Source organism: Kangiella sp. TOML190 (assembly GCF_023706045.1).
In the GTDB taxonomy this organism is placed as follows: Bacteria; Pseudomonadota; Gammaproteobacteria; order Enterobacterales; family Kangiellaceae; genus Kangiella.
On record NZ_BQYL01000001.1, the window covers coordinates 1,519,137 to 1,539,539 of the forward strand.

The 20,403-nt window shown below is 44.3% G+C and carries 17 protein-coding genes; 11 read left to right on the forward strand and 6 right to left on the reverse strand.

The window, feature by feature from the left end; all coding sequences use genetic code 11:
• Positions 1–22: 22 nt before the first annotated feature.
• Both rnhA and dnaQ read left to right on the forward strand, forming a co-directional pair.
• A complete protein-coding gene (gene rnhA, locus NFS34_RS07380) occupies positions 23–517 on the forward strand; it encodes a ribonuclease HI (RefSeq protein WP_251359292.1) in 495 nt (164 codons plus the stop codon).
• A gap of 26 nt (positions 518–543) precedes the next feature.
• A complete protein-coding gene (dnaQ, locus tag NFS34_RS07385) occupies positions 544–1,236 on the forward strand; it encodes a DNA polymerase III subunit epsilon (protein WP_251359293.1) in 693 nt (230 codons plus the stop codon).
• Between the two features lie 72 nt (positions 1,237–1,308).
• Here dnaQ and nhaB read toward each other — a convergent pair whose 3' ends face one another.
• A complete protein-coding gene (nhaB, locus tag NFS34_RS07390) occupies positions 1,309–2,901 on the reverse strand; it encodes a sodium/proton antiporter NhaB (protein ID WP_251359294.1) in 1,593 nt (530 codons plus the stop codon).
• A gap of 247 nt (positions 2,902–3,148) precedes the next feature.
• Here nhaB and fadR point away from each other — a divergent pair, with 247 nt between their 5' ends.
• The 5 genes from fadR (at position 3,149) to NFS34_RS07415 (ending at position 10,060) form a co-directional block, all read left to right on the forward strand.
• Complete coding sequence (gene fadR / locus NFS34_RS07395; RefSeq protein ID WP_251359295.1) at positions 3,149–3,871, forward strand: fatty acid metabolism transcriptional regulator FadR; 723 nt, start codon at positions 3,149–3,151, stop codon at positions 3,869–3,871.
• Positions 3,872–4,031: 160 nt separating this feature from the next.
• Positions 4,032–6,218, forward strand: a complete 2,187-nt coding sequence (locus tag NFS34_RS07400; protein ID WP_251359296.1) for a hypothetical protein — start codon at positions 4,032–4,034, stop codon at positions 6,216–6,218.
• 97 nt (positions 6,219–6,315) lie between these two features.
• Positions 6,316–7,458: a protease SohB gene (gene sohB, locus NFS34_RS07405; protein WP_376707971.1), complete on the forward strand. Its 1,143-nt coding sequence runs from the start codon at positions 6,316–6,318 to the stop codon at positions 7,456–7,458.
• Positions 7,459–7,473: 15 nt separating this feature from the next.
• Positions 7,474–8,130, forward strand: a complete 657-nt coding sequence (locus NFS34_RS07410) for a thiopurine S-methyltransferase (protein ID WP_251359298.1) — start codon at positions 7,474–7,476, stop codon at positions 8,128–8,130.
• A gap of 28 nt (positions 8,131–8,158) precedes the next feature.
• On the forward strand, positions 8,159–10,060 hold the full coding sequence (locus NFS34_RS07415) for a S9 family peptidase (RefSeq protein ID WP_251359299.1): 1,902 nt from the start codon (positions 8,159–8,161) through the stop codon (positions 10,058–10,060).
• A gap of 16 nt (positions 10,061–10,076) precedes the next feature.
• Here the strand turns inward: NFS34_RS07415 and NFS34_RS07420 are convergent, their stop codons facing one another.
• Both NFS34_RS07420 and NFS34_RS07425 read right to left on the reverse strand, forming a co-directional pair.
• Positions 10,077–10,619, reverse strand: a complete 543-nt coding sequence (locus NFS34_RS07420) for a hypothetical protein (protein WP_251359300.1) — start codon at positions 10,617–10,619, stop codon at positions 10,077–10,079.
• Positions 10,620–10,653: 34 nt separating this feature from the next.
• Positions 10,654–11,922, reverse strand: a complete 1,269-nt coding sequence (locus tag NFS34_RS07425) for a dicarboxylate/amino acid:cation symporter (RefSeq protein ID WP_251359301.1) — start codon at positions 11,920–11,922, stop codon at positions 10,654–10,656.
• 176 nt (positions 11,923–12,098) lie between these two features.
• Between NFS34_RS07425 and NFS34_RS07430 the strand changes: the two genes are divergently transcribed.
• The 3 genes from NFS34_RS07430 (at position 12,099) to NFS34_RS07440 (ending at position 14,912) form a co-directional block, all read left to right on the forward strand.
• A complete protein-coding gene (locus NFS34_RS07430; RefSeq protein WP_251359302.1) occupies positions 12,099–12,566 on the forward strand; it encodes a DUF4920 domain-containing protein in 468 nt (155 codons plus the stop codon).
• A 146-nt stretch (positions 12,567–12,712) separates the two neighbouring features.
• The gene (locus NFS34_RS07435; RefSeq protein WP_251359303.1) at positions 12,713–13,099 is read left to right on the forward strand and encodes a BlaI/MecI/CopY family transcriptional regulator; all 387 of its coding nucleotides are present in this window, start codon (positions 12,713–12,715) and stop codon (positions 13,097–13,099) included.
• The gene (locus NFS34_RS07440) at positions 13,092–14,912 is read left to right on the forward strand and encodes a TonB family protein (protein ID WP_251359304.1); all 1,821 of its coding nucleotides are present in this window, start codon (positions 13,092–13,094) and stop codon (positions 14,910–14,912) included. The genes NFS34_RS07435 and NFS34_RS07440 overlap by 8 nt, the downstream gene beginning before the upstream one ends.
• A gap of 137 nt (positions 14,913–15,049) precedes the next feature.
• Here NFS34_RS07440 and astB read toward each other — a convergent pair whose 3' ends face one another.
• The 3 genes from astB to astA are packed head-to-tail and all read right to left on the reverse strand — an operon-like array spanning position 15,050 to position 18,956.
• Complete coding sequence (gene astB / locus NFS34_RS07445) at positions 15,050–16,408, reverse strand: N-succinylarginine dihydrolase (protein WP_251359305.1); 1,359 nt, start codon at positions 16,406–16,408, stop codon at positions 15,050–15,052.
• On the reverse strand, positions 16,408–17,874 hold the full coding sequence (astD, locus tag NFS34_RS07450) for a succinylglutamate-semialdehyde dehydrogenase (RefSeq protein ID WP_251359306.1): 1,467 nt from the start codon (positions 17,872–17,874) through the stop codon (positions 16,408–16,410). Before astD ends, astB begins: the two co-directional genes overlap by 1 nt.
• A gap of 38 nt (positions 17,875–17,912) precedes the next feature.
• On the reverse strand, positions 17,913–18,956 hold the full coding sequence (gene astA, locus NFS34_RS07455; protein WP_251359307.1) for an arginine N-succinyltransferase: 1,044 nt from the start codon (positions 18,954–18,956) through the stop codon (positions 17,913–17,915).
• A 222-nt stretch (positions 18,957–19,178) separates the two neighbouring features.
• On the opposite strand from astA, the gene NFS34_RS07460 reads away from it, so the two are divergent.
• Entirely contained in the window at positions 19,179–20,396 is a 1,218-nt protein-coding gene (locus NFS34_RS07460; protein WP_251359308.1) for an aspartate aminotransferase family protein, read from the forward strand.
• The last annotated feature ends 7 nt before the right edge of the window (positions 20,397–20,403 follow it).

The following is a 20,403-nucleotide window of genomic DNA, read 5'->3' on the forward strand; positions in this document are numbered from 1 at the left end:
TATTCACGAGTCCTAATAGTTAATGGCGAAAACAGTAGAAATATTTACCGATGGTGCTTGTAAAGGTAATCCTGGCGTTGGGGGTTGGGGTGCTTTGTTAAGGTATGGCGAGCACGAGAAAAAACTTTATGGCGGCGAGCTAGAAACCACCAATAATCGGATGGAGCTGATGGCGGCGATTGAGGCCTTAAAAGCGCTTAAAAAACCTTGCAAGGTTGAGTTGACCACCGATTCGAGCTACGTTAAAAATGGTATTCAATCTTGGCTGGATGGCTGGAAGGCTAAAGGCTGGAAAACCGCCAGTAAAAAGCCGGTGAAAAACCAAGACTTGTGGCAAGCGCTTGATCAAGAAGTGAGCCGTCACCAAGTCAGCTGGCACTGGGTCAAAGGCCACAGTGGTCATGCGGAAAACGAAATTGCCGATGAGCTAGCCAATCTAGGGGTGGATAAGGTTTTGGCCGAGCAAGATTTAATTGCTGCTCGCCGAAACATAGCCGCCAATAATGCAAATGACTAATCAACACTGATAAGAAGTTAACGACTATGCGACAAATTGTACTGGATACCGAAACTACTGGTTTAGAACCGAGCGAAGGGCATAAAATTATTGAAATTGGTTGTGTTGAAATCGTTAATCGCAAGCTCACTGGTAACCACTATCATCAATACCTAAAACCCAATCGAGAAATTGATGAAGGGGCGATCGAAGTTCATGGTATTACCAATGAGTTTTTACAGGATAAACCTTTATTTTCGGAAGTTGTGGATGACTTTTTGGCTTTTGTTGATGGCGCTGAATTGATTATTCATAACGCCCCTTTTGATATTGGTTTTCTTGATCATGAATTGGGGTTGCTGAACGCCAAAAAAGGCGTGATGAGCGATTACTGTAGCGTTTTAGATACCTTAACCTTAGCGCGTCAAATGCATCCAGGCCAGCGCAATAGCTTGGATGCTCTATGTAAACGCTACGATATTAATAATGAACATCGTGAGCTGCACGGCGCTTTGCTGGATTCGGAAATTTTAGCGGACGTCTATTTGCGCATGACAGGGGGTCAAACCAGCCTGACACTTGGACGCAGAAACAGCAGCAATCAAAATAGCACTGGCGAAGTGGCTATTCGTCGAATCTCGAGTCAGCGCGAGCCGTTAAGGGTGATTAAAGCTAATGAAGAAGAGCTAAAAGCGCATCAACAAAAGGTTGAGTCTTTAACCGATGCGATTTGGAAATAGAGCTACAGCTTTAAAAATGGAAAGCTAAATAAAAAAGCCCTTTATATAAAGGGCTTTTTTGATGGTTTGGAACTAATGTCCTTTGCTTTTGCCGTCGCTTTTAAGCTGTTCAACCGTATGATGGTTAATCAGCTGCTTTTCATACATGGTGGCGGTAGCGGGTTTCAAGAAATAAACCACTGCAATTAAGCCGACGATGGTCATAACGATGGTATAAGGCAAAGCCATTATTACCATCCGCATATAGGACAAGCGGATCAACGGCGCTAGACCACTAGTGAGTAAAAACAAGAACGCCGCTTGGCCATTGGGCGTGGCGACACTAGGAATATTAGTACCAGTATTAATAGCGACCGATAGTAAATCGAAAGCATCGCGGTCAATAACCCCATTAATGGCTGCTTGTTTGATTTCACCCACATAGACGGTGGCGACGAAGACGTTATCACTAATCGCTGAAAGGGCTCCGTTTGCCAAGTAGAAGGCCGCTACTTGCGAATCTCGGTCGAGGGTAAAGATGTATTCGATAATCGGCTTAAACAATTCTTGATCGAAAATCACACCTACAATCACGAAAAAGACGGTTAACAAAGCGGTAAAGGGTAGGGCTTCTTCAAAGCTTTTACCAATCGCGTGTTCATCAATCACGCCCGTAAAAGCACTGGCTAGTACGATTACAGAAAGACCTATTAAGCCAACCGTGCTGAGGTGGAAAGCTAAAGCAATAATTAGCCAGACGCCAACCAAAGCTTGCATGGCCAGATTCCAGTTGTCTTTTTTGGTGCGCTTTGCTTCGCGTTCGGCTTGGTCATCTTCCATGACTTTACGGACCGCATCGGGCAGAGTAGCGCCATAACCCATAATTTTGGTGGTTTCTAGGAACAAACACACGAGTACCCCAGCAAACAAGACCGGAATGGTTACTGGCGCCATTCGTAAGAAGAACTCACCAAACTCCCAGTTTGCAGTATTCGCGATCAATAGGTTCTGCGGCTCGCCAACGAGAGTACAGACGCCACCCAAGGCAGTACCAATGGCGGCGTGCATCATCAGGCTGCGCAAGAAGGAACGAAATTGACTTAAGTCGGCGCGATGTTGCTCGTAGACTTCTTCATCGGTGGTGATGTCGTCGCGTTCTTTATAATCGATGCCCGCAGCTACTTTATGGTAAATACCATAGAAACCAACACCAACGGAGATAACCACCGCAGTTACAGTTAAAGCGTCTAAGAAAGCTGATAGGAATGCCGCGACTAAAAGGAACATAAGAGACAGGGTTCTTTTTGATTTTATGCCTAATAAAATTCGCGAGAATAAAAACAACAAAAGGTTCTTCATAAAGAAGATACCAGCAACCATAAAAATCAACAGTAACAACACTTCGAGGTTACTTTGGATTTCATACATGATGGTGTCAGTGCTGGTTAAGCCTAGCAGCACCGCTTCAAACGCCAATAGGCCGCCCGGTTGTAGCGGATAGCATTTCAGCGCCATGGCGAGGGTAAAGATAAATTGGCCAACCAGAACCCAACCAGCAATAACTGGCCCTAGACTCCACAAGATCAGAGGGTTTATCAATAAAAATGCAACGATGGTGGTTTTGTACCAATGTGGTGCATTGCCAAGGAAGTTGTCGAAAATGGCCTTACGGGCGCTATAGCTCATATTGATCAAATAATTAGATTCATGATGGTTGTTTATTCTAGGATTTTGCGTGGCTTTTTCCAGTTATTTCGTACTAAAAGTGGCGAAAATTCTGTTTCCGATGATTTTTAGCCTGGTTTTGACCGTTTCTTAAGCAAATGGCTAGAAAAGCCGTTGACTATGTGTTACAAACGGTCTGAATTGACCTCTTACCACTTATTGTAAGGGATCCGCAGATCTTACTTTAAAAAACCAGTTGGGGAATTGAATGGCCACTGTTAAAGCCTTAACACCAGCAGCCTTTGCCGAGCAATATATTGTCGAATCAATCTGGAATGGTAAGTTTGCCGCTGGCACCATTTTACCCGCCGAGCGTGAGTTAGCTGAGATTATTGGTGTAACTCGAACCACCTTGCGCGAGGTGCTGCAGCGCTTGGCTCGAGATGGTTGGTTGACGATTCAACACGGTAAGCCAACCAAAGTGAATGATATTTGGCAATCGGCGACCTTAAATGTTTTGGATACCTTGATCCAGCTGGACGACGAAGGCTCGATTGAATTGGCGGATAACTTACTGGATGCCAGAACCAATACGGCGAGCATTTTCTTACGCAAAGCGATTAAGAATAACTCGGATGCATTGGTTGAAATGTTAGATAAGATTGATGAAGTGCCAAATAATGCTGATGGTTACATTGCTTATGATTGGCAGTTTCACCATGTGGCGACCCGAGTTTCAGGAAATCCCGTCTACACTTTGATGCTTAACGGTTTTGAGGCCATTTATTACAAAATAGGCCGCTTTTATTTTGGCTGGGAGCAAACTCGAAAACTGGCTCGCGAGTTTTATAAGAGTTTCAACGAGGCAATTAAGCAAGGCGATGCGGATAAGGCAATGCAGGTTTTTTGGCAGTATGGTCATGATAGTGGCGATCTGTGGAATCGGGCAAAAGCCGAGCTAAAAAGCTTTGATGAGATAGCAAGCCGCTAGACTTGTGGGGTGCTAGCAAGATGGTGTGAATCTGGTAAGTCCACTTGCCAAAGACACGCTTTACAGAGTAGGATTGAACAAATCTTTCTCAATAAGATTATTAAAAATATAACGAATAAGGTCGCTAAGTCCTTGATATTTTACCAAATGGGAGTTAACAATGAAGAAAGTTCTATTCGGGATTACGTTTGTCAGTAGTCTAGTATTATCGGCTTGTGGTGGCGGTGGTCCTGATGACCCAAAAATCCCAGGTGATGGCGGTTCTGGAACCGGCGCTAAAGCGGCCATGTCACCAATCTATTCTCCCGGCGGAGGTAATATCCCCGTTCCTAACGATTTACTATTTTTAGGCACTGAAGATTTAACTCTTAATATTCCTAGCGATGATCCAACTGATACTGCCGATCCGATTAACGCGATTAATGCTTTAGACGGTTGGTCAACCCACGCGCCTTTTACCATCAGTTTTAACGATAATGGCGCTGCTCTGGATGTTTCAAGCGTCGTTGGCGGTCAATCTTTCCGTTTGTTTAAAGTGTCTGTGCTGCGTCCAGAAACCTCGCCAGGCTCAGGTATCATTTTACCTACGGGTCCTGTTACTGGTGTCGAATCAGAGTTAACCTTTGGTGTTGACTATATTGTACAGCAGGCCGGCCCTTTAACCTTGGCAGTGGTACCTTTGAAGCCGTTTGAAGCCCAAGCGTCTTACATGGTGGTGTTAACCAATGCCATAACCGATTCTGATGGCGATGCTTTGGCGGGTGATAGTGCTTATAACTTAGCCAAAACTACTGAGCCCTTAGAAGGCAGTGCGGCGGCGCTTGAACCAGTTCGCCAATTGGTTAATGCTATGTTAGCGGCAGCAGAAGGTGCCGGAGTGGTTCGTGATGATGTGATTTTGTCTTACCAATTTACCATTCAGTCAATTGCCGATTCGATCTTAGCGGCAAAAGGTTTTTATGTTGACTTACCATTCTCGCAAGGCGCCTTACCTACCACTAGCTTTAGTAGCTTATTCACTGATACCGCTCCTTTTACTGGTATTGGTGCGGCTAATTTGTATAAAGGCGAGATCACCTTACCTTATTTGTTGGGCGTTGCTTCGCCGACCAATCCTTTGCCAGTATTAAACGGCAACTGGGTCGCTGCAGAGCTGGTGCCTGTGGGCGGTTCTTTGATAACTAACCCGTTAGCAGGCGGTAACTTAACTTATGCTAACCCACTGCCGCAAAAGCAAGGCGATGAAACTGTACCTTTGATGGTGTCGCTACCTAAAGATCCTGCTTGTCCTAAACCTTATCCTGTGATGATTTTCCAGCACGGTATTACTAGCGACCGTACGGCTATGTTGGGTATTGCCGATACTATGGCTGGTGCCTGCACCGCTGTGATTTCGATGGATCAGCCATTGCACGGTATTACTGCGGATAATCCGGTTCATTTAGGTCTACAGGCAGCCTCTGGTGGCGCTATTGGTGTTTTTGAAGGCTATGCTGCTGGCGGTGTTCATGAGCGTACCTTTGGGGTAGACATTCTGGATAATACTACTGGTGCTCCAGGTATGGATGGCACGCCGGATGCTTCGGGCGCTCATACCATCAATTTGCAAAATTTGTTGGTTTCACGTGATAACTTACGTCAAGCTTCTTTAGATCTATTAACTCTTGAGAAGGCGATTCCAGGTATGGATGTTGATGGTGATATGGTGCCTGACTTTGTATTCGGAGTTGACCCAGATACCGGTCTACCAATCACTAAAGTGAGCTTTATGGGGCACTCTTTAGGCGGTATTGTAGGCTCGACCTATACTGCTACCGCTGATTTTGCGCAACAAAGCGTTATTGCGACAGCCTCTGGCTCGATTGCGCAAATGCTGAATGCATCGGACAGCTTTGGTCCTAGAATTCGCGGCGGTTTAGCGGCGGCGGCAGGTCAAGATCCAGCCAGCGCCGAGTTTTTACAAGAGACCTTACCGGCTTTCTTAGTGGCGGCGCAAACGGTGGTTGACTCTGGCGATCCGATTAACTATGCGGCAATGGCGCAAGCTAACAATATCCCAACTTTGGCGGTACAGGTTAAAGGTGATGCAGTGGTACCTAATGCTGCTGCAACGGCTCCTTTAGTGGGTTCAATTCCATTAGCGGCGTCTTATGGCTTACCAACCGTTACCGAAACTACGGCAACCGATCGTGCTTTCTTGAAGTTTGTTTCAGGTGATCATGCAACGCCATTAAGCCCTGCGGCAGATGCAGCGACTACGGTAGCAATGCAAACTGCAATAGCGACCTTCATTGCTAGCGGTGGTGCTAATGTGGTAGTTACTGACCCAGCACTCGTTGAACCTTAGGTCATAATCCTTTAGGATCAAGAGCCCTCGGTGCTTTGAGTATCGAGGGCTTTTTTATGGCGCACTAATGCGCAACCCTAAATCGTGGAGTAAACACTTGGAATTTTTATCTGATTACGGTCTGTTTTTGCTAAAAGCGGCAACTATTGTGGTGGCTATAGTGATGGTTTTAGGCTTTATCTTAAATGCTGGGCAAAAACATCGTTCTAGTAGTAAAGGTGAGATTAAAGTCACCAATTTGGGTGAAGAGATTAAAGATCACAAGCAAACCATCCAAAGTGAAGTTTTATCAAAAGCCGAGTGGAAGGCCTTGCTTAAAGCGGAAAAAGACAAACAGAAAAAAGAAAATAAAGCCGTTAAAAAGAAGGTTAAGTCTTCCAAGAAAAGTACTTCTGAAACAGTGGATACAACGGAAGCGAATGCAGATACTAACCTTGATGCTACTGCTGATAAACAATTAGCAACTGCTCCTGAGCAAACTAAAGCTCGATTGTACGTTTTGGATTTTGAAGGGGATCTTGAAGCCAGCGGTGTAGAGTCTTTACGAGAAGAAATTACCGCAGTGTTAGTAACCGCTAATAAGCAAGATGAAGTTCTGGTGCGTTTGGAAAGCCCGGGCGGCATGGTGCATGCCTATGGCTTAGCAGCATCCCAGCTGCAACGTATTCGCCAAGCGGGTCATAAGCTGACTATCGCAGTCGATGAAGTGGCGGCTAGTGGCGGTTATATGATGGCATGTGTCGCCGATAAAATTGTTTCAGCGCCTTTTGCCATCATTGGCTCGATTGGGGTGGTAGCGGAAATTCCAAACTTTAACCGTTTATTGGATAAAGCCCATGTGGACTATGAACAGCATACCGCAGGCGACTACAAACGAACGCTCACCATGTTTGGGCAAAACACCAGCCATGGACGTGAAAAATTTAAGCAAGAGCTTGAAGAAACTCATCAGTTATTTAAAAGTTTTATTAACCAAAATCGCCCCGATTTAGAGATCGAAAAAGTTGCTACTGGCGAGCACTGGTATGGCTCTCAAGCGTTAGCCTTAGGGCTGGTTGACGACATTAGTACGAGTGATGATCTGATCCATAAAGCGATGCAAGACAAAGACGTTTATGCGGTCAAATATGACATAAAAAAACCGCTAACCGATAAGCTTTCTTTAAGTTTGCAAGGTGCTTTTGATAAGTTCGCCATGCGCTGGATCCAACGTTCCAAACAAACGAATTTGTTCAAATAGTTGCATTGCCGCTTTATGGATTTTGAGTTTTGGGATAACTGCTGGCACAAAGATTCGCAACCCTTTCATGTGTCGCGAGTTCATCCCTTGCTTAAAACTACGCTCCCCTTGCTGGATCCCTATTCGCCAGTATTAGTACCGCTTTCAGGTAAGTCGCTGGATTTAATTTATTTGTCCGAACAGGGCTACGCATCCACCGCTATTGAATTTAACCCCAAAGCAGTAACGGAGTTTATAACGAGTAGCGGTATAGCCTTTAGTAAAACGGCTACAGACGATACAACGGTTTATAACAGCGATAACATCGAGCTTTGGCTCGCGGACTTTTTCGCTGTCACGACTAGTGATATTGGGCAATTTGAGCAAGTGTTTGATCGCGCTGCGTATATCGCCTTGCCGGAAACCATGCGTGCCGATTATGCCAAGCATTTAATCAGTTTATTGAAGTCTAATGCTCAAATTTTTATGGTCACCATGGATTATCCGCAACATCAGATGTCAGGACCGCCATTTTATGTGGATCAGCAAGAACTGGCAGAGCATTTTGCGGGCGCAAAAATTAGTGAAAAAGCACGTCATTCGTTAATGGATAATCATCCACGCTGGAAAGAATTAGGGTTGGATTATCTGGATGAAGTACTTTATCAAATACAATTTGTTTCGAGTGCATAATAAGATGATTTATGGTTAGGTTTATTAGATGAAAAAAGAGCAAGCTTACGGCCAGTGGCCATCGGAAATTAGCGCAGAAATGTTGGCTAGTAAGTCCACTCGTTTGGGCCAAATTCAATGGCTAAAAGGACAGCCAGCTTGGCTAGAAAGTCGCCCCGAAGAAAAAGGGCGCGGAGTAATCGTAGCCTACCAAAATGGTCTTAAAGTCGATTTGACGCCAGAGGCTTATAACGTGCGTACGCGTCTGCACGAATATGGCGGTGGCGATTTTTGGACAAAAGATGAGTTAATTATTTTTGCCAACGATTCGGATCAAAGACTCTATTTACAGAATAACTCCGATGGCAGTATTGAGCCAATAACTCAAGCCGCGCCTTTTGAGCGCGCTTGGCGCTATGGCGATGGCGACATTAGCCCAAATAAGCAGTTTACCGTTTGCGTTCGCGAGCGCCACCAACAGGGTGGCACGGCTTTTGATGTTATTAACGAACTGGTGTTAATTGATTTAGCACAAAAAGAGGGCGATGCTAACGTGCAAGTGATAGCATCTGGCCAAGATTTTTATTCTAATCCGCGCGTTGCTCCTGATGGTAATTCCATCTGTTGGTTATCTTGGCAACATCCCAATATGCCGTGGGATGAAACGGAATTGTGGCTGGCGGAGATTGATGATAATCAACAGCTCAGCAATCCGCGCAAAGTAGCCGCTGGCGAGCAGTTGTCAGTTTATAATCCCCAATGGTCACCTGACGGTCAACTTTATTACGTTGCTGATAACAATGGCTGGTGGCATATTTATCGCCATGGAGAAGATAAACCGCTGCATGAGTTTGTCGAAATTGAGTTTGGGTTTCCGCAATGGGTATTTGGTTGCAACAGTTTTCAATTTATAGATAAAGATACCATTTTAGCGATTGGCACCAAGCAAGCTCATCAGGCTTTATACCAACTCGATCTAACTTCAGGCCAATTGCGCAAGGTTAGCGATCAGTGGAATGCCTTTAATGGCCAACTGATGGTTAAGGATAAGCAAGCATGTTTTATTGCTGCGAATGCAAAGCAGGCGCAAAGCTTAATCAAACTCGATCTATCCAGTATGCAAACTAACGATTTGCTAGGAAAAAACGATAAGCTGTCGCTTAGCACAATTGCTCGGGCCGAACATGTCACTTTTGCTACCAGTGATAACCAGCTTGCGCATGGCTTTTTTTATGCGCCACTTAATGACAAATATGAATGCTCCACAGGTTTGCCACCATTGATTGTTATGAGCCATGGCGGGCCGACTGGCATGACCGACTCGGGTTTTGATTTGCAAATTCAGTATTGGACCAGCCGCGGTTTTGCGGTGGCTGATGTCAATTATCGTGGAAGCACTGGTTATGGCCGCGCTTATCGAGACAGTTTAAAGGGTAATTGGGGTGTCTATGATGTGGACGATTGCATTGCGATGGCGGACTATTTAGCGCAGCAAGGCTTGGTGGATGGTAAGCGTTTGGCGATCCGTGGCGGTAGTGCTGGCGGTTTTACTACTTTATGTGCGCTAACTTTCCACGATAGATTTCAAGTGGGCATGAGTCGCTATGGAGTGGCGGACTTATTGTCATTAGCCAAAGATAGCCATAAGTTCGAAATTCGCTATTTGGACTCGGTCGTCGGGCCTTTGCCAGAAGCCAAGCAGATATACTTAGAGCGCTCTCCTAGTGAGCATACTGAGCGGTTATCTTGTCCAATTTTAATTTTGCAAGGGCTTGAGGATAAGGTGGTACCGCCAAGCCAATCCGAAGCGATGGTAACAGCTTTAAAGGCTAACGGCCTAGATTACCAATACATTGAATTTGCAGGAGAAGGGCACGGCTTTAGAAAACCCGAAACCATTATTCAAGCCTTTGAAGCTGAGTTGGATTTTTATCGGAAGTACCTTTTATAACTTCGTGAAAAGGTTGTTACGACTCTTTTTGTAGCTTATCAAAATCAAAATAGTATTCATCTATCAAGGTAAAATAACCGTTTGTAGGGTCAAGCTGTAGATCAATACTAATGGTATATTGTGTTGGCGTTTTTTCTCCGAAGTTCCAACTGGCACTAAAACTAGCCTTTCCTTCGCGTTTCTTCTTATGTACCAATGGAGAGCGCTGAACTTTTTGCATTGCCATAATAGACTCAGGTTTAAGTCTAAAGGTGTAACTGTATTCTTGCGTATCATCAGAAAAAAAATGTGAAATATTCTTTTTATCCGTGGCTATTAACTCTAAGCCTAGTATTTCTTCTTGCTTTTCTGTTTTTCCTTCAAAGCCAAACTTTAGCTTTATCGAATCATTATCAACATCCATCGGTTTATCCGTTCTTACTTTCATTCGGATATATCGTGGCTCTATTTGTGTAAAACTATTTTCGTCAAAGTTGCGCATCTTCCACATAGTGGATAAAGGGATACTCGAGCATCCCTGAATCAATAAAATCAATACGATCAGCAGTGTTTTTTTCATGGTTTTTCCTTAGTTTATTATTTTAGAACTGATATTAGTTAGTTTGGTCTTCAAAGTTTGAGTGCACTCTTGGATCATTATAAACATCCAAGTCGATTTCTCCTTCGCTTTTGGCAACGATGGTAGTAACGGCGGCATCGCCAGTAATATTAACGGCAGTTCGGGTCATATCGAGCAGTCGGTCAATACCTAAAATCATACCAATGGCTTCTACTGGCAAATTCACTTGGGTTAGAACGCCGGCCAATAAAATCAAGCCTACGCTGGGCACACCAGCAGTGCCAATGGAGGCAAGCGTCGCGGTTAAAATAATGGTCAGCATTTGCGCCATGGTTAGGTCGACACTGTAGGCTTGAGCAATAAATAAGGTGGCAATACCTTGCATAATCGCAGTGCCATCCATATTCACGGTGGCGCCTAAGGGCAAGGTGAAAGAGTAGGTGTTTTTATGCACACCTAGGTTTTTCTCAACGCAGCGCATGGTGACCGGCAAAGTGGCGTTGGAGCTAGAGGTACCAAAAGCGGTAAGCATCGCTGGCCACATACCTTTAAAGAAATTAATAGGATTTAAACGCGCAAAGAGCATAATCAAGCTGCTGTAGGTCAATAGCGCATGTAAAATCAAACCGCCAATCACCAGTACAAAATATTTGCCCAAAGAACCCGCAATATCGCTGAATGGGAAGGTGGCAAAGGTTTTGGCGATTAAAAAGAACACCCCGTAAGGCGCGAACTTCATCACGATATTTACAATCGCCATAACGACCGCGTTGGCATCTTTAAACCAATTGCCGATGCGCTTTCCTGCTTCGCCCGAAAACGTGATGGCTAAGCCCAGCAAGATGGCAAAAACAATAATTTGCAGCATATTGGCTTTGACCATAGCACCAAAAGGATTGGTTGGAATGATATTTATCAAAACGTCCGTTAGTGGCGGTTTGTTTTTAGCATCAAAGTTAACTTCGCCAACTGGCATGCCAGCGCCTGGTTGGAAAATCCCCGCGAGTAATAAGGCTAGAATTAGGGCAATAGCAGTAGTTAATAAATAAAGTCCGACCGATTTATAGCTTAAGCGGCCCAATTTGGACGGATCTGCTAGAGAGCTGACACCAACCACCAGCGAGACCAGCACTAAAGGCACCATCAACATTTTTAGGGCATTGATAAACCAGCTTCCACCAACATGAAACAGACCATTAACGATATTATTGTCGATAAAACTGTTGCCAGAGAACTGATGCAAAATGGTGCCGACTACGGCACCAGCAACCATAAAAACTAGTATTTTTAGACTCAGATTCATTATTATCGCCTTTTATATATTCCAAAAAGCACTCTAAGGGATTGATTTCTAAAGTGCAAGGATTGCGCCGCTTGAAATCCGGGTTAATCTTTAACTACTAGCCTAAGCCGTTCGTAAAGCAGCCTAAAATCCTTTAAGATAAAGCTAATGGTGAAACGATTTTTTAAGGATATTTGATGAATAAATTAAGCTTACTTCTTTTGCTGATAATGGCTATCGGGCAAGCGGTTACGGCGGAAACCAAAACACCAGCGATAATGTTGGGCGACAAAGTGGATATGCAGCAGCAACAACCTTTGGTGGCGGTGATGGCCGATCCCAGTAAGTATCAAGATCAAACGATAACCTTGCAGGGTAAGATAATAAAAGTCTGCAAAAAGAAAGGCTGCTGGGCAGATATTGCAACCGATAATGCGAATATTAGGATTAAAGTTCCTGATGATGAAATTGTTATTCCCATCTACGCAGTAGGCCGCCAAGCTTATGCCACTGGCGTACTCAGCGCAAAAACGCTCAACAAAGCGCAAACGATTAGCTATCTAGAGCATATGGCCAACGACGCGGGTGAAGCTTTTGATCCCGAAACGGTGACCGAGGGTATGATCCTTTATCAACTGAACGCTAAAGCCGTACAGATCTTATAACCATTGCGGTTTAGTAGTCGCTAGCTAACTTTCCATAAATTGTCTAGCTCAAAATTTTTCTTAAAAAGTTTTGCTTTTTAACGATTACAGGTGTAATCTTGATATTGAGATTACATTTGTAATCATTTAAATGGATTGAGCAAATCATGTTAAACCGAGTGAGTGAGTCAGAACACATTGTGATGGAGGTACTGTGGCAGGAATCTCCGTTAACCAGTCTTGAGATCTGTGAGCGGTTAAAAGATCAAGGTTGGAATGAAAAAACCGTAAAAACCTTTTTAAACCGTATGGTAAAGAAAAAGGTAATCAATTTTAAAAAAGAAGGACGGCGCTATTGGTATTCTCCAGCCATCAAAAGAGCAGCTTTTATACAACAAGAAAGCAAAGGCTTTCTTAATAAGATGTTTAATGGTGACGTTAAACAGTTGCTCGCCACCTTTGTCCAAAATAAACAACTATCAAAGCAAGAATTAGATTACTTAAAAGAATTGATTAGTCAGGAGGGCGATGGCAAGGAGATAAAGGATGAATGATCTACTACAAACCTTATGGCAGTCAAATTTAGAGCTGAGCTTACTGTTACTGGCGATTCTAACGGCGCGCTATCTAATACGAAAAACAACTAAGAATTATAATGCCTATTTATTATGGCTAAGCATTCCTGTGGGCTTGTTATTAGCAGGCTTCTTTTCGATCGTTAACTTTGGACAGGAACCTACTGCGGCAATGACTTATATTGTTCAAGCCTATATCGTTAGACCCGCAGAAACTTTTGATAGCTGGTTGTTAGTCGGCTACTTATGGGCATTGGTATCCTTAGTCTTGCTCGTAAGATTGTGTTGGCAGCACAAAAAATTACGCCAAGAATTAAAATACATCAAAGCGCCATTAAACCTAACAATAGCATCAAGTTATCCGATCGTTGGGATTGCAAAAGAAGATTTTTCGCCAGCTGTTTATGGCTTTTTTAAGCCGACTATCTATTTCCCAGTACACTTAAAGCAGGAGTTATCTGCCGAACAAATAACGTTAATTGTTCGACATGAAGAACACCATATTAAACAAAAACATTTATGGCTAAATTTGCTGTGGGATATTTTGGTTTGTATCAGTTGGTTCAATCCGCTGGTATACATTTCCCGACAAAGTTTCCGTCACGACCAAGAATTATTTTGTGATTATCTTGTGTTAAACCGCTCCAATGCAGATGACCATCAAAGCTATGGTCATGCCTTGTTAACCACCATTTCTGCCACTCACTCGGTTAGCTTGCTTTGCTCATGGAAAATGTTTAATCAACTTGAGGAAAGAATCATGAACCTAAAAAAACCAACTAGCCTAAGCAGTAAATTATCGCTTGCCATTGGCGGGCTAGCGATAATCGGTTGTACTTCTTTATACGCCATTAGCATGTCACAATATTCACAGCAACACTCACAAGAATCCCAGCACGAATCATTAAGCGTTAGCAACAATGATGGCGATAGCACAGTCGAATGGAATATTGGTGGCAAGACTTACGTGGATAATAAAGGCGACTGGTATATTTTAGAAGAGGGGCGTAAGCGCCAGATGACTTCTACTGAGCGCCGCGATTTTGAAAAAGCCGTTGAGCGCGCTGAAAAAGAGATGCAGCTTTCCGAAGAAGAAATGCGCAAAGCTGAAGCTCAAATACGTAACAATCAACGTCAAATGGAAAAAGCGGTTGAGGAAATAGAAAATGCGCAACACGAATTGGCTTTAAGTTACGAGAGTATGCAAGCTGCCTTTAGAGATATTGAGCAAAGCCATATGGACATGGAGATCGGTTATATGGAAGGAAGGCTAAGTGCAGAAGAGGTGAACAAGATTCGTGAGGAACTTCAGCGTGCTCGGGAACAGCTGATGCAAAACAAAGAGCAGCATCAGCAGGAATTTGAACGGGCACGACAGCAGCTCGAAAAGGCGCAGCAAGAGATGATTAACAACCGCTCAAAGCGACAGCCTCCTATAGCTCCTGCTAAGCCTGAAGCACCAGAAAAGCCTACTGCTGCTGTAGCGCCCAACACCACAAAGCCAGCAGTACCAGCGGAGATTAATAAACCGGTAGCGCCTCAGGCAATTCCTTTGGCAACCTATCCGCCAGAGTATCCAAAAGATGCGATAGAAAACAATGTTCAAGGTTTCGTTGAGTACCAGTTTGATCTAGATGCTAATGGCTACCCTAGTAACTTTAAATTACTTCGTTCAGAGCCAGAAGGTGTGTTTGATGATGCCGCTTATGCTGCTCTCCAGAAATGGCGCTTTGACGCAAACGGGTTGCGGGATAGTCTAAGATATAAATTAGAATTTCGTCTCGAACCTTAAGCTTCAATAAATCCCTGCGAAAGCAGGGATTTATTGAAGCTTAAGTGATTAGTTTAAACTAGACTCAAGCTTGAAGATTACTCCTGAATAGCTTTAACTTTTATTATCCTTTGAGGCTTTTAGCAAGAGTTTTGATTTTAAACTCTTTGAAACGGATAGACCGAACCAAGGTTTAAGATTTGTGTTAGTTCATCAAGTGCAGTTCTCGATTCAGTTAACAAACTCGGATCGGCTAAATCATCTTCAGTCAGAGTTTCGCGGTAATGCTTTTCAACCCAAGTATTTAACGAAGTGAATAAATCGTCCGACATGATCACACTTTGATTCATGGCCGCCATTTCGGCTTCGTTTAGCACGATACGCTGGCGCAAACAGGCAGGTCCGCCACCATTTTGCATAGATTGCTTAACGTCGTAAATTTTGACTTCTTTGATCGGAGTGTCTTGCTCGACCAGCCAATCCAAATAGTCCTTAACCGACGTGATGGTTTCACATTCTCCAGGGCAAATCAGTACCATATCGCCTGAGGGTAAGGTCACCAGTTGGCTATTAAATAAGTAAGACTTTACGGCATCTTCTACCGGCACGTCGTTGGCGCCAACTTCTACTACGTGGAACTCTTCGCCATCAAAAGCACGCTCTAAATCGGTATAAGTTTGCATTTGATTTAGGAAGGCTTTTTGGTGTGCAAACAACACATTACCATTACCTACCGAAATAACGTCATTATGGAATACGCCTTTATCAATCACGCTGGGTGCTTGTTGGGCATAGACCACATTATCTATATCTAAACCGTGCAAACGGGCAACGGCTTGAGAGGCTTCAAAAGTTTGGCGCGCAGGGAATTTATGCGGCGCAGGTTTCGAGGCATCAAAAGCATATTTACCATAGACGAAAAAGTGCACCCCTTTTTTGCCATAACCTTTGCTCGAATTAACATCCACAAAACGGGTATGGTTGGCGGCGCCTTCATCACCAAAATGATCGCCATTGGGCAGCGCAGGGTGGTGAGCAAAATATTTATCGTCACTAAACATAGCCTTTAAAATACGACCAGTAGTCGGGTGCTCAATCGAGCGATGAAATTTATTGGCAAGATTTGCTGGCGTAAAGTGTACTTTCTCATCAGCCGTATCGCTTGATGGTGCCATGGTGCAAGCATTTGCAGTCCACATACTCGAGGCGGATGAGCAAGCGGCGAGCACTTTAGGTGCTTGTTTGGCAGCTTTAATGATCACTTGAGCATCAGTACCCGTAAAGCCTAGTTTGCGCAGGGTAAAGACATCAGGACGCTCCATAGGCGCAATCACGCCTTGCTTGAGACCTAAATCATGCAAAGCCTTCATTTTTTGCAAGCCTTGCAAGGCAGCTTCTTTAGGCTTAGCGATTAGGTTAGCGTTTGAGGTTGAAGCGACATTACCATGAGATAAGCCCGCATAGTTATGAGTTGGGCCAACTAAGCCATCAAAGTTAAATTCAAAAGCTTTGCTCATTACAATATTACTCCTGGCGTTAGATTTTCAGGCAGTACGCAGCTGGGGTTTTCAATCGAGGCAACCGGATAGGCACAATAATCAGCGGCATAATAAGCGCTTGGTCGATGGTTGCCAGAATTGCCAACGCCACCAAAAGGTGCGGCGCTTGATGCTCCGGTCAGTTGGTTATTCCAGTTAACGATCCCAGCACGAATTTTTTGATAGAATTGATCGTATTCGGTTTTATCATCGCTGAACAAACCTGCGGCCAAGCCAAAGCGAGTATTGTTAGCTTCTTGAATAGCTGCCTCGAATTCTTGATAACGATAGACTTGCAAGATGGGGCCAAAAAATTCTTCGTCTTCTACATCAACATTGGTGACATCAATTAAAGCGGGACTAACAAAACCGGTACCGGCTTTTAAATGTTCCATTTTGACTAACGCTTTAGCCCCTTTAGCGATTAAACTATCTTGCGCTTTAAGCAACTCTAGTGCTGTTTTTTCTGACACCACCGGACCCATAAAAGGTTTTTCGGGATCGTCATAATGGCTCACGCGAATATTACGTACCGCTTCTTCAAGCTTTTGCATAAAGGCATTACCGCGCTCATTATTCGGCACAAACAAGCGTCGCGCACAGGTGCAGCGCTGGCCTGCGGAAATGTAAGCTGACTGAATGGTATGATAAACCGCAGCGTCCAAATCGTCCACTTGACCTAAAATTAGTGGGTTGTTGCCGCCTAACTCCAGCGCCAAAATTTTATTCGGTTGGCCGCCAACTTGCTTATGCAAAATATTGCCAACGGTTTCGCTGCCAGTAAATAAAATACCGTCAATTTGTGAGTGATTAGCAAGAGCTACGCCAGTGGCTACTTCCCCTTGTACTAGATTCAGTACGCCGTCAGGAAGCCCTGCTTTTTGCCATAAACGCACGGTAAATTCGGCCACCGCAGGAGTGAGCTCCGAAGGTTTAAAAACAACCGTGTTGCCCGCCAATAAAGCTGGAACGATATGTCCATTAGGCAAGTGCCCCGGAAAATTATAAGGGCCGAAAACGGCTAAAACGCCATGCGGCTTATGGCGCGTAGCGGCAACGCCAGCGCCCATAGGATTCTCTTTAATGCCGGTTCTTTCTTGGTAAGCGCGGATAGAAATATCAACCTTACCAGCCATGGCGCCCGCTTCAGTGAGGGTTTCCCAAAAAGGTTTACCGGTTTCTTGCGCGATAATTTCCGCTAGCGCTTCTTTTTTGTCTTTTAACAACTGCTCAAAACGCTTTATCACTTCAATACGCTGCTCGAGTGTTTGTTGACTCCAGTCCCAGCCAGCTTGACGTGCGGCTTGAATCGCAGCATCTACTTGGTTTTCATCGGCTGCATTGGCTTGCCAAATCACCGAGCCATCGGCGGGATTAATGGATTGAAATGCTTGACCGTTTCCAGCAAGCCATTGAGCATTAATAAATAAATTCTTTTCAGACATGGAGTTAACCTTTAACTTTTGCCGTGGGTTGAGGGTTTTTACTTATGAGGTCTATTGCGCAAACAAGCCACGCGGACACTATCACCTTCGCTAACCTTCAACGCCTTTAATACAGATTCTTCTACTCGCAATACTTCATCATCAAAATTCGATTCCACCACGCAAGTTTTAAAGCTTTTTAACTGGCGGTTGCTGACCATCAGGCTGGTAAGAGCTGTATCGCTAACTATCGTTGGCGCTCCGACTTTAACCGTCATCAGCTTGCTAGAGCGGTAGGTTTTTATTTGATCTTTAGGTGCTTCAATAGTGGGGCCAGCATCAAAAATATCAACGTAATTTTGATAGCGAAAGCCCTCGCGCTTTAACATCGAAATAGCGGGCTTGGTTTTAGGGTGTACTTGGCCAATCACTTCTTGCGCTGCTTTGGTTAGCATAGTGACGTAAATCGGGTGTTGTGGCATAAGCTCAGCTATAAACTGATTCGAGCCCAAACCGCTAATCGCGTCGGCTTTAGCAAAGGGCATATTAAAGAAATGCTTACCCAGCGAGCGCCAGAAGGGAGATTTCCCTTCATCGTCAGAATAACCACGCATTTCAGCAATCACCGTATCGGCAAAGCGCTCTGGAAAATCCGCCATAAATAAAAAGCGCGATTTTGCCAATAAACGACCATTAACGCCGCCGCGATACTCAGGCGATAAAAACAAAGTAGCGATTTCGGTGGCCCCTGTGTAGTCGTTGCCAAGCACTAAGATTTGATGTTTGTTGTAGATCCCTAAATCGTGACTGGTGTTGACTACCGTACTTAATTTATAGGTATAGAATGCTTCATCCATGCCTACCGCGGCAACTAAAGCGCTGGTGCCTACTACTTTCTGCGCGTTCAGATCTTCAAGTACAAAAAAGTAATATTCTGGCCCTGGCTCGGCGATATCCATTGTAAAAGCATTGATCGAGCTTTGGATCTTGTCGCCAATTCGAACCGGATCGTTGGGTAGGGTTGTAAGACCAGTGCCTGCCGCGGCAGCTAGCGCTAAAATATCATCCAAATCCTCGGTTTGGGCGGGGCGGATCACCATCATAAATTCATAAAATCCTTGTGTTTTTTGGTTTAAAAACCATACCGATCAGCGATCAGACCGATGATAATAAAAAAACTGGAGTTAAAAGGAAAGTGTCAGTTTGTAGCAAATTCTTGTCATTTTCCAGCTTAGACTAGAATTTTTACTGAAAAAGGTGGATTATATGCCGCATTAACCCTACCAATTTACAGAATTTACGACTTAATATTCGATAGGTGATTTATGTCTGATAGCTCAAAAGAATACAGCCGCGCCACTTTTGATGAAGTGATGGTGCCAAACTATAACCCAGCAGCCATTATTCCAGAAAAAGGAGAAGGCTCTAAAGTATGGGATCAAAATGGCAAAGACTATATTGATTTCGCCGGCGGTATTGCGGTTACGGCATTGGGGCATAACCACCCCGGCATGATAAAAGCACTCAAAGAGCAGGCTGATAAAGTGTGGCATTTGAGCAATGTGTTTACTAATAAACCGGCACTTGAGTTGGCAGAAAAGTTAACGGATGCGACTTTTGCCGATAAAGTATTTTTCTGTAACTCTGGCGGCGAGGCGAATGAGGCTGCTTTCAAACTGGTGCGTAAATATGCTAACGATAATTTCCCTGATCAGGGTAAAAATGAAATTATCGCTTTTAAACAATCTTTCCACGGACGTACCCTGTTTACCGTTTGTGTTGGTGGTCAGCCTAAATATACTCATGGCTTTGAGCCATTACCTGGCGGTATTTCGCATGGTGAATTCAACGATATCGAATCGCTAAAAGATTTAATTTCAGACAGAACTTGTGCGGTGGTGATGGAGCCGGTGCAGGGTGAAGGCGGTATTATTCCGGCCGATCCGGCTTTTGCAAAAGCTGCGCGCGACTTGTGTGATAAACACCAAGCATTATTGGTGTTTGACGAGGTGCAGACGGGGGTTGGAAGAACTGGCCATCTATATGCTTACCAAGGTTTGGGCGTAACCCCTGATATTTTAACGACTGCCAAAGCGATGGGCGGTGGTTTTCCTATTGGCGCCATGTTAACCACCGATAAGATTGCAAAAAGCATGGGTATCGGCACTCATGGCTCAACTTATGGCGGTAATCCGTTGGCTTGTGCGGTTTCTAATGTGGTGATTGATGAAATTAACAAACCTGAGGTGCTTGCTGCGGTAAAAACTAAAGGTGATAAGATTCGCGCGCGCCTGCAAGCGATTGGCAAAAAATACGGTGTTTTTGATTCGGTTCGGGGCGAAGGTTTGTTAATCGGCGCTGTCACTAGCGAAAAATGGCAAGCTAAAGCGCGTGAGTTTTTAGTCTCAGGCTGGGAGCATGGAGTCATGTGCTTAGTGGCTGGCCCCAGTGTGGTGCGTTTTGCGCCAGCGCTTAATATTACCGATGATGAAATAGAGTTAGGCTTAGATCGTTTTGAAAAAGCGGTAGCTGCTATCGTTTAAACAATCT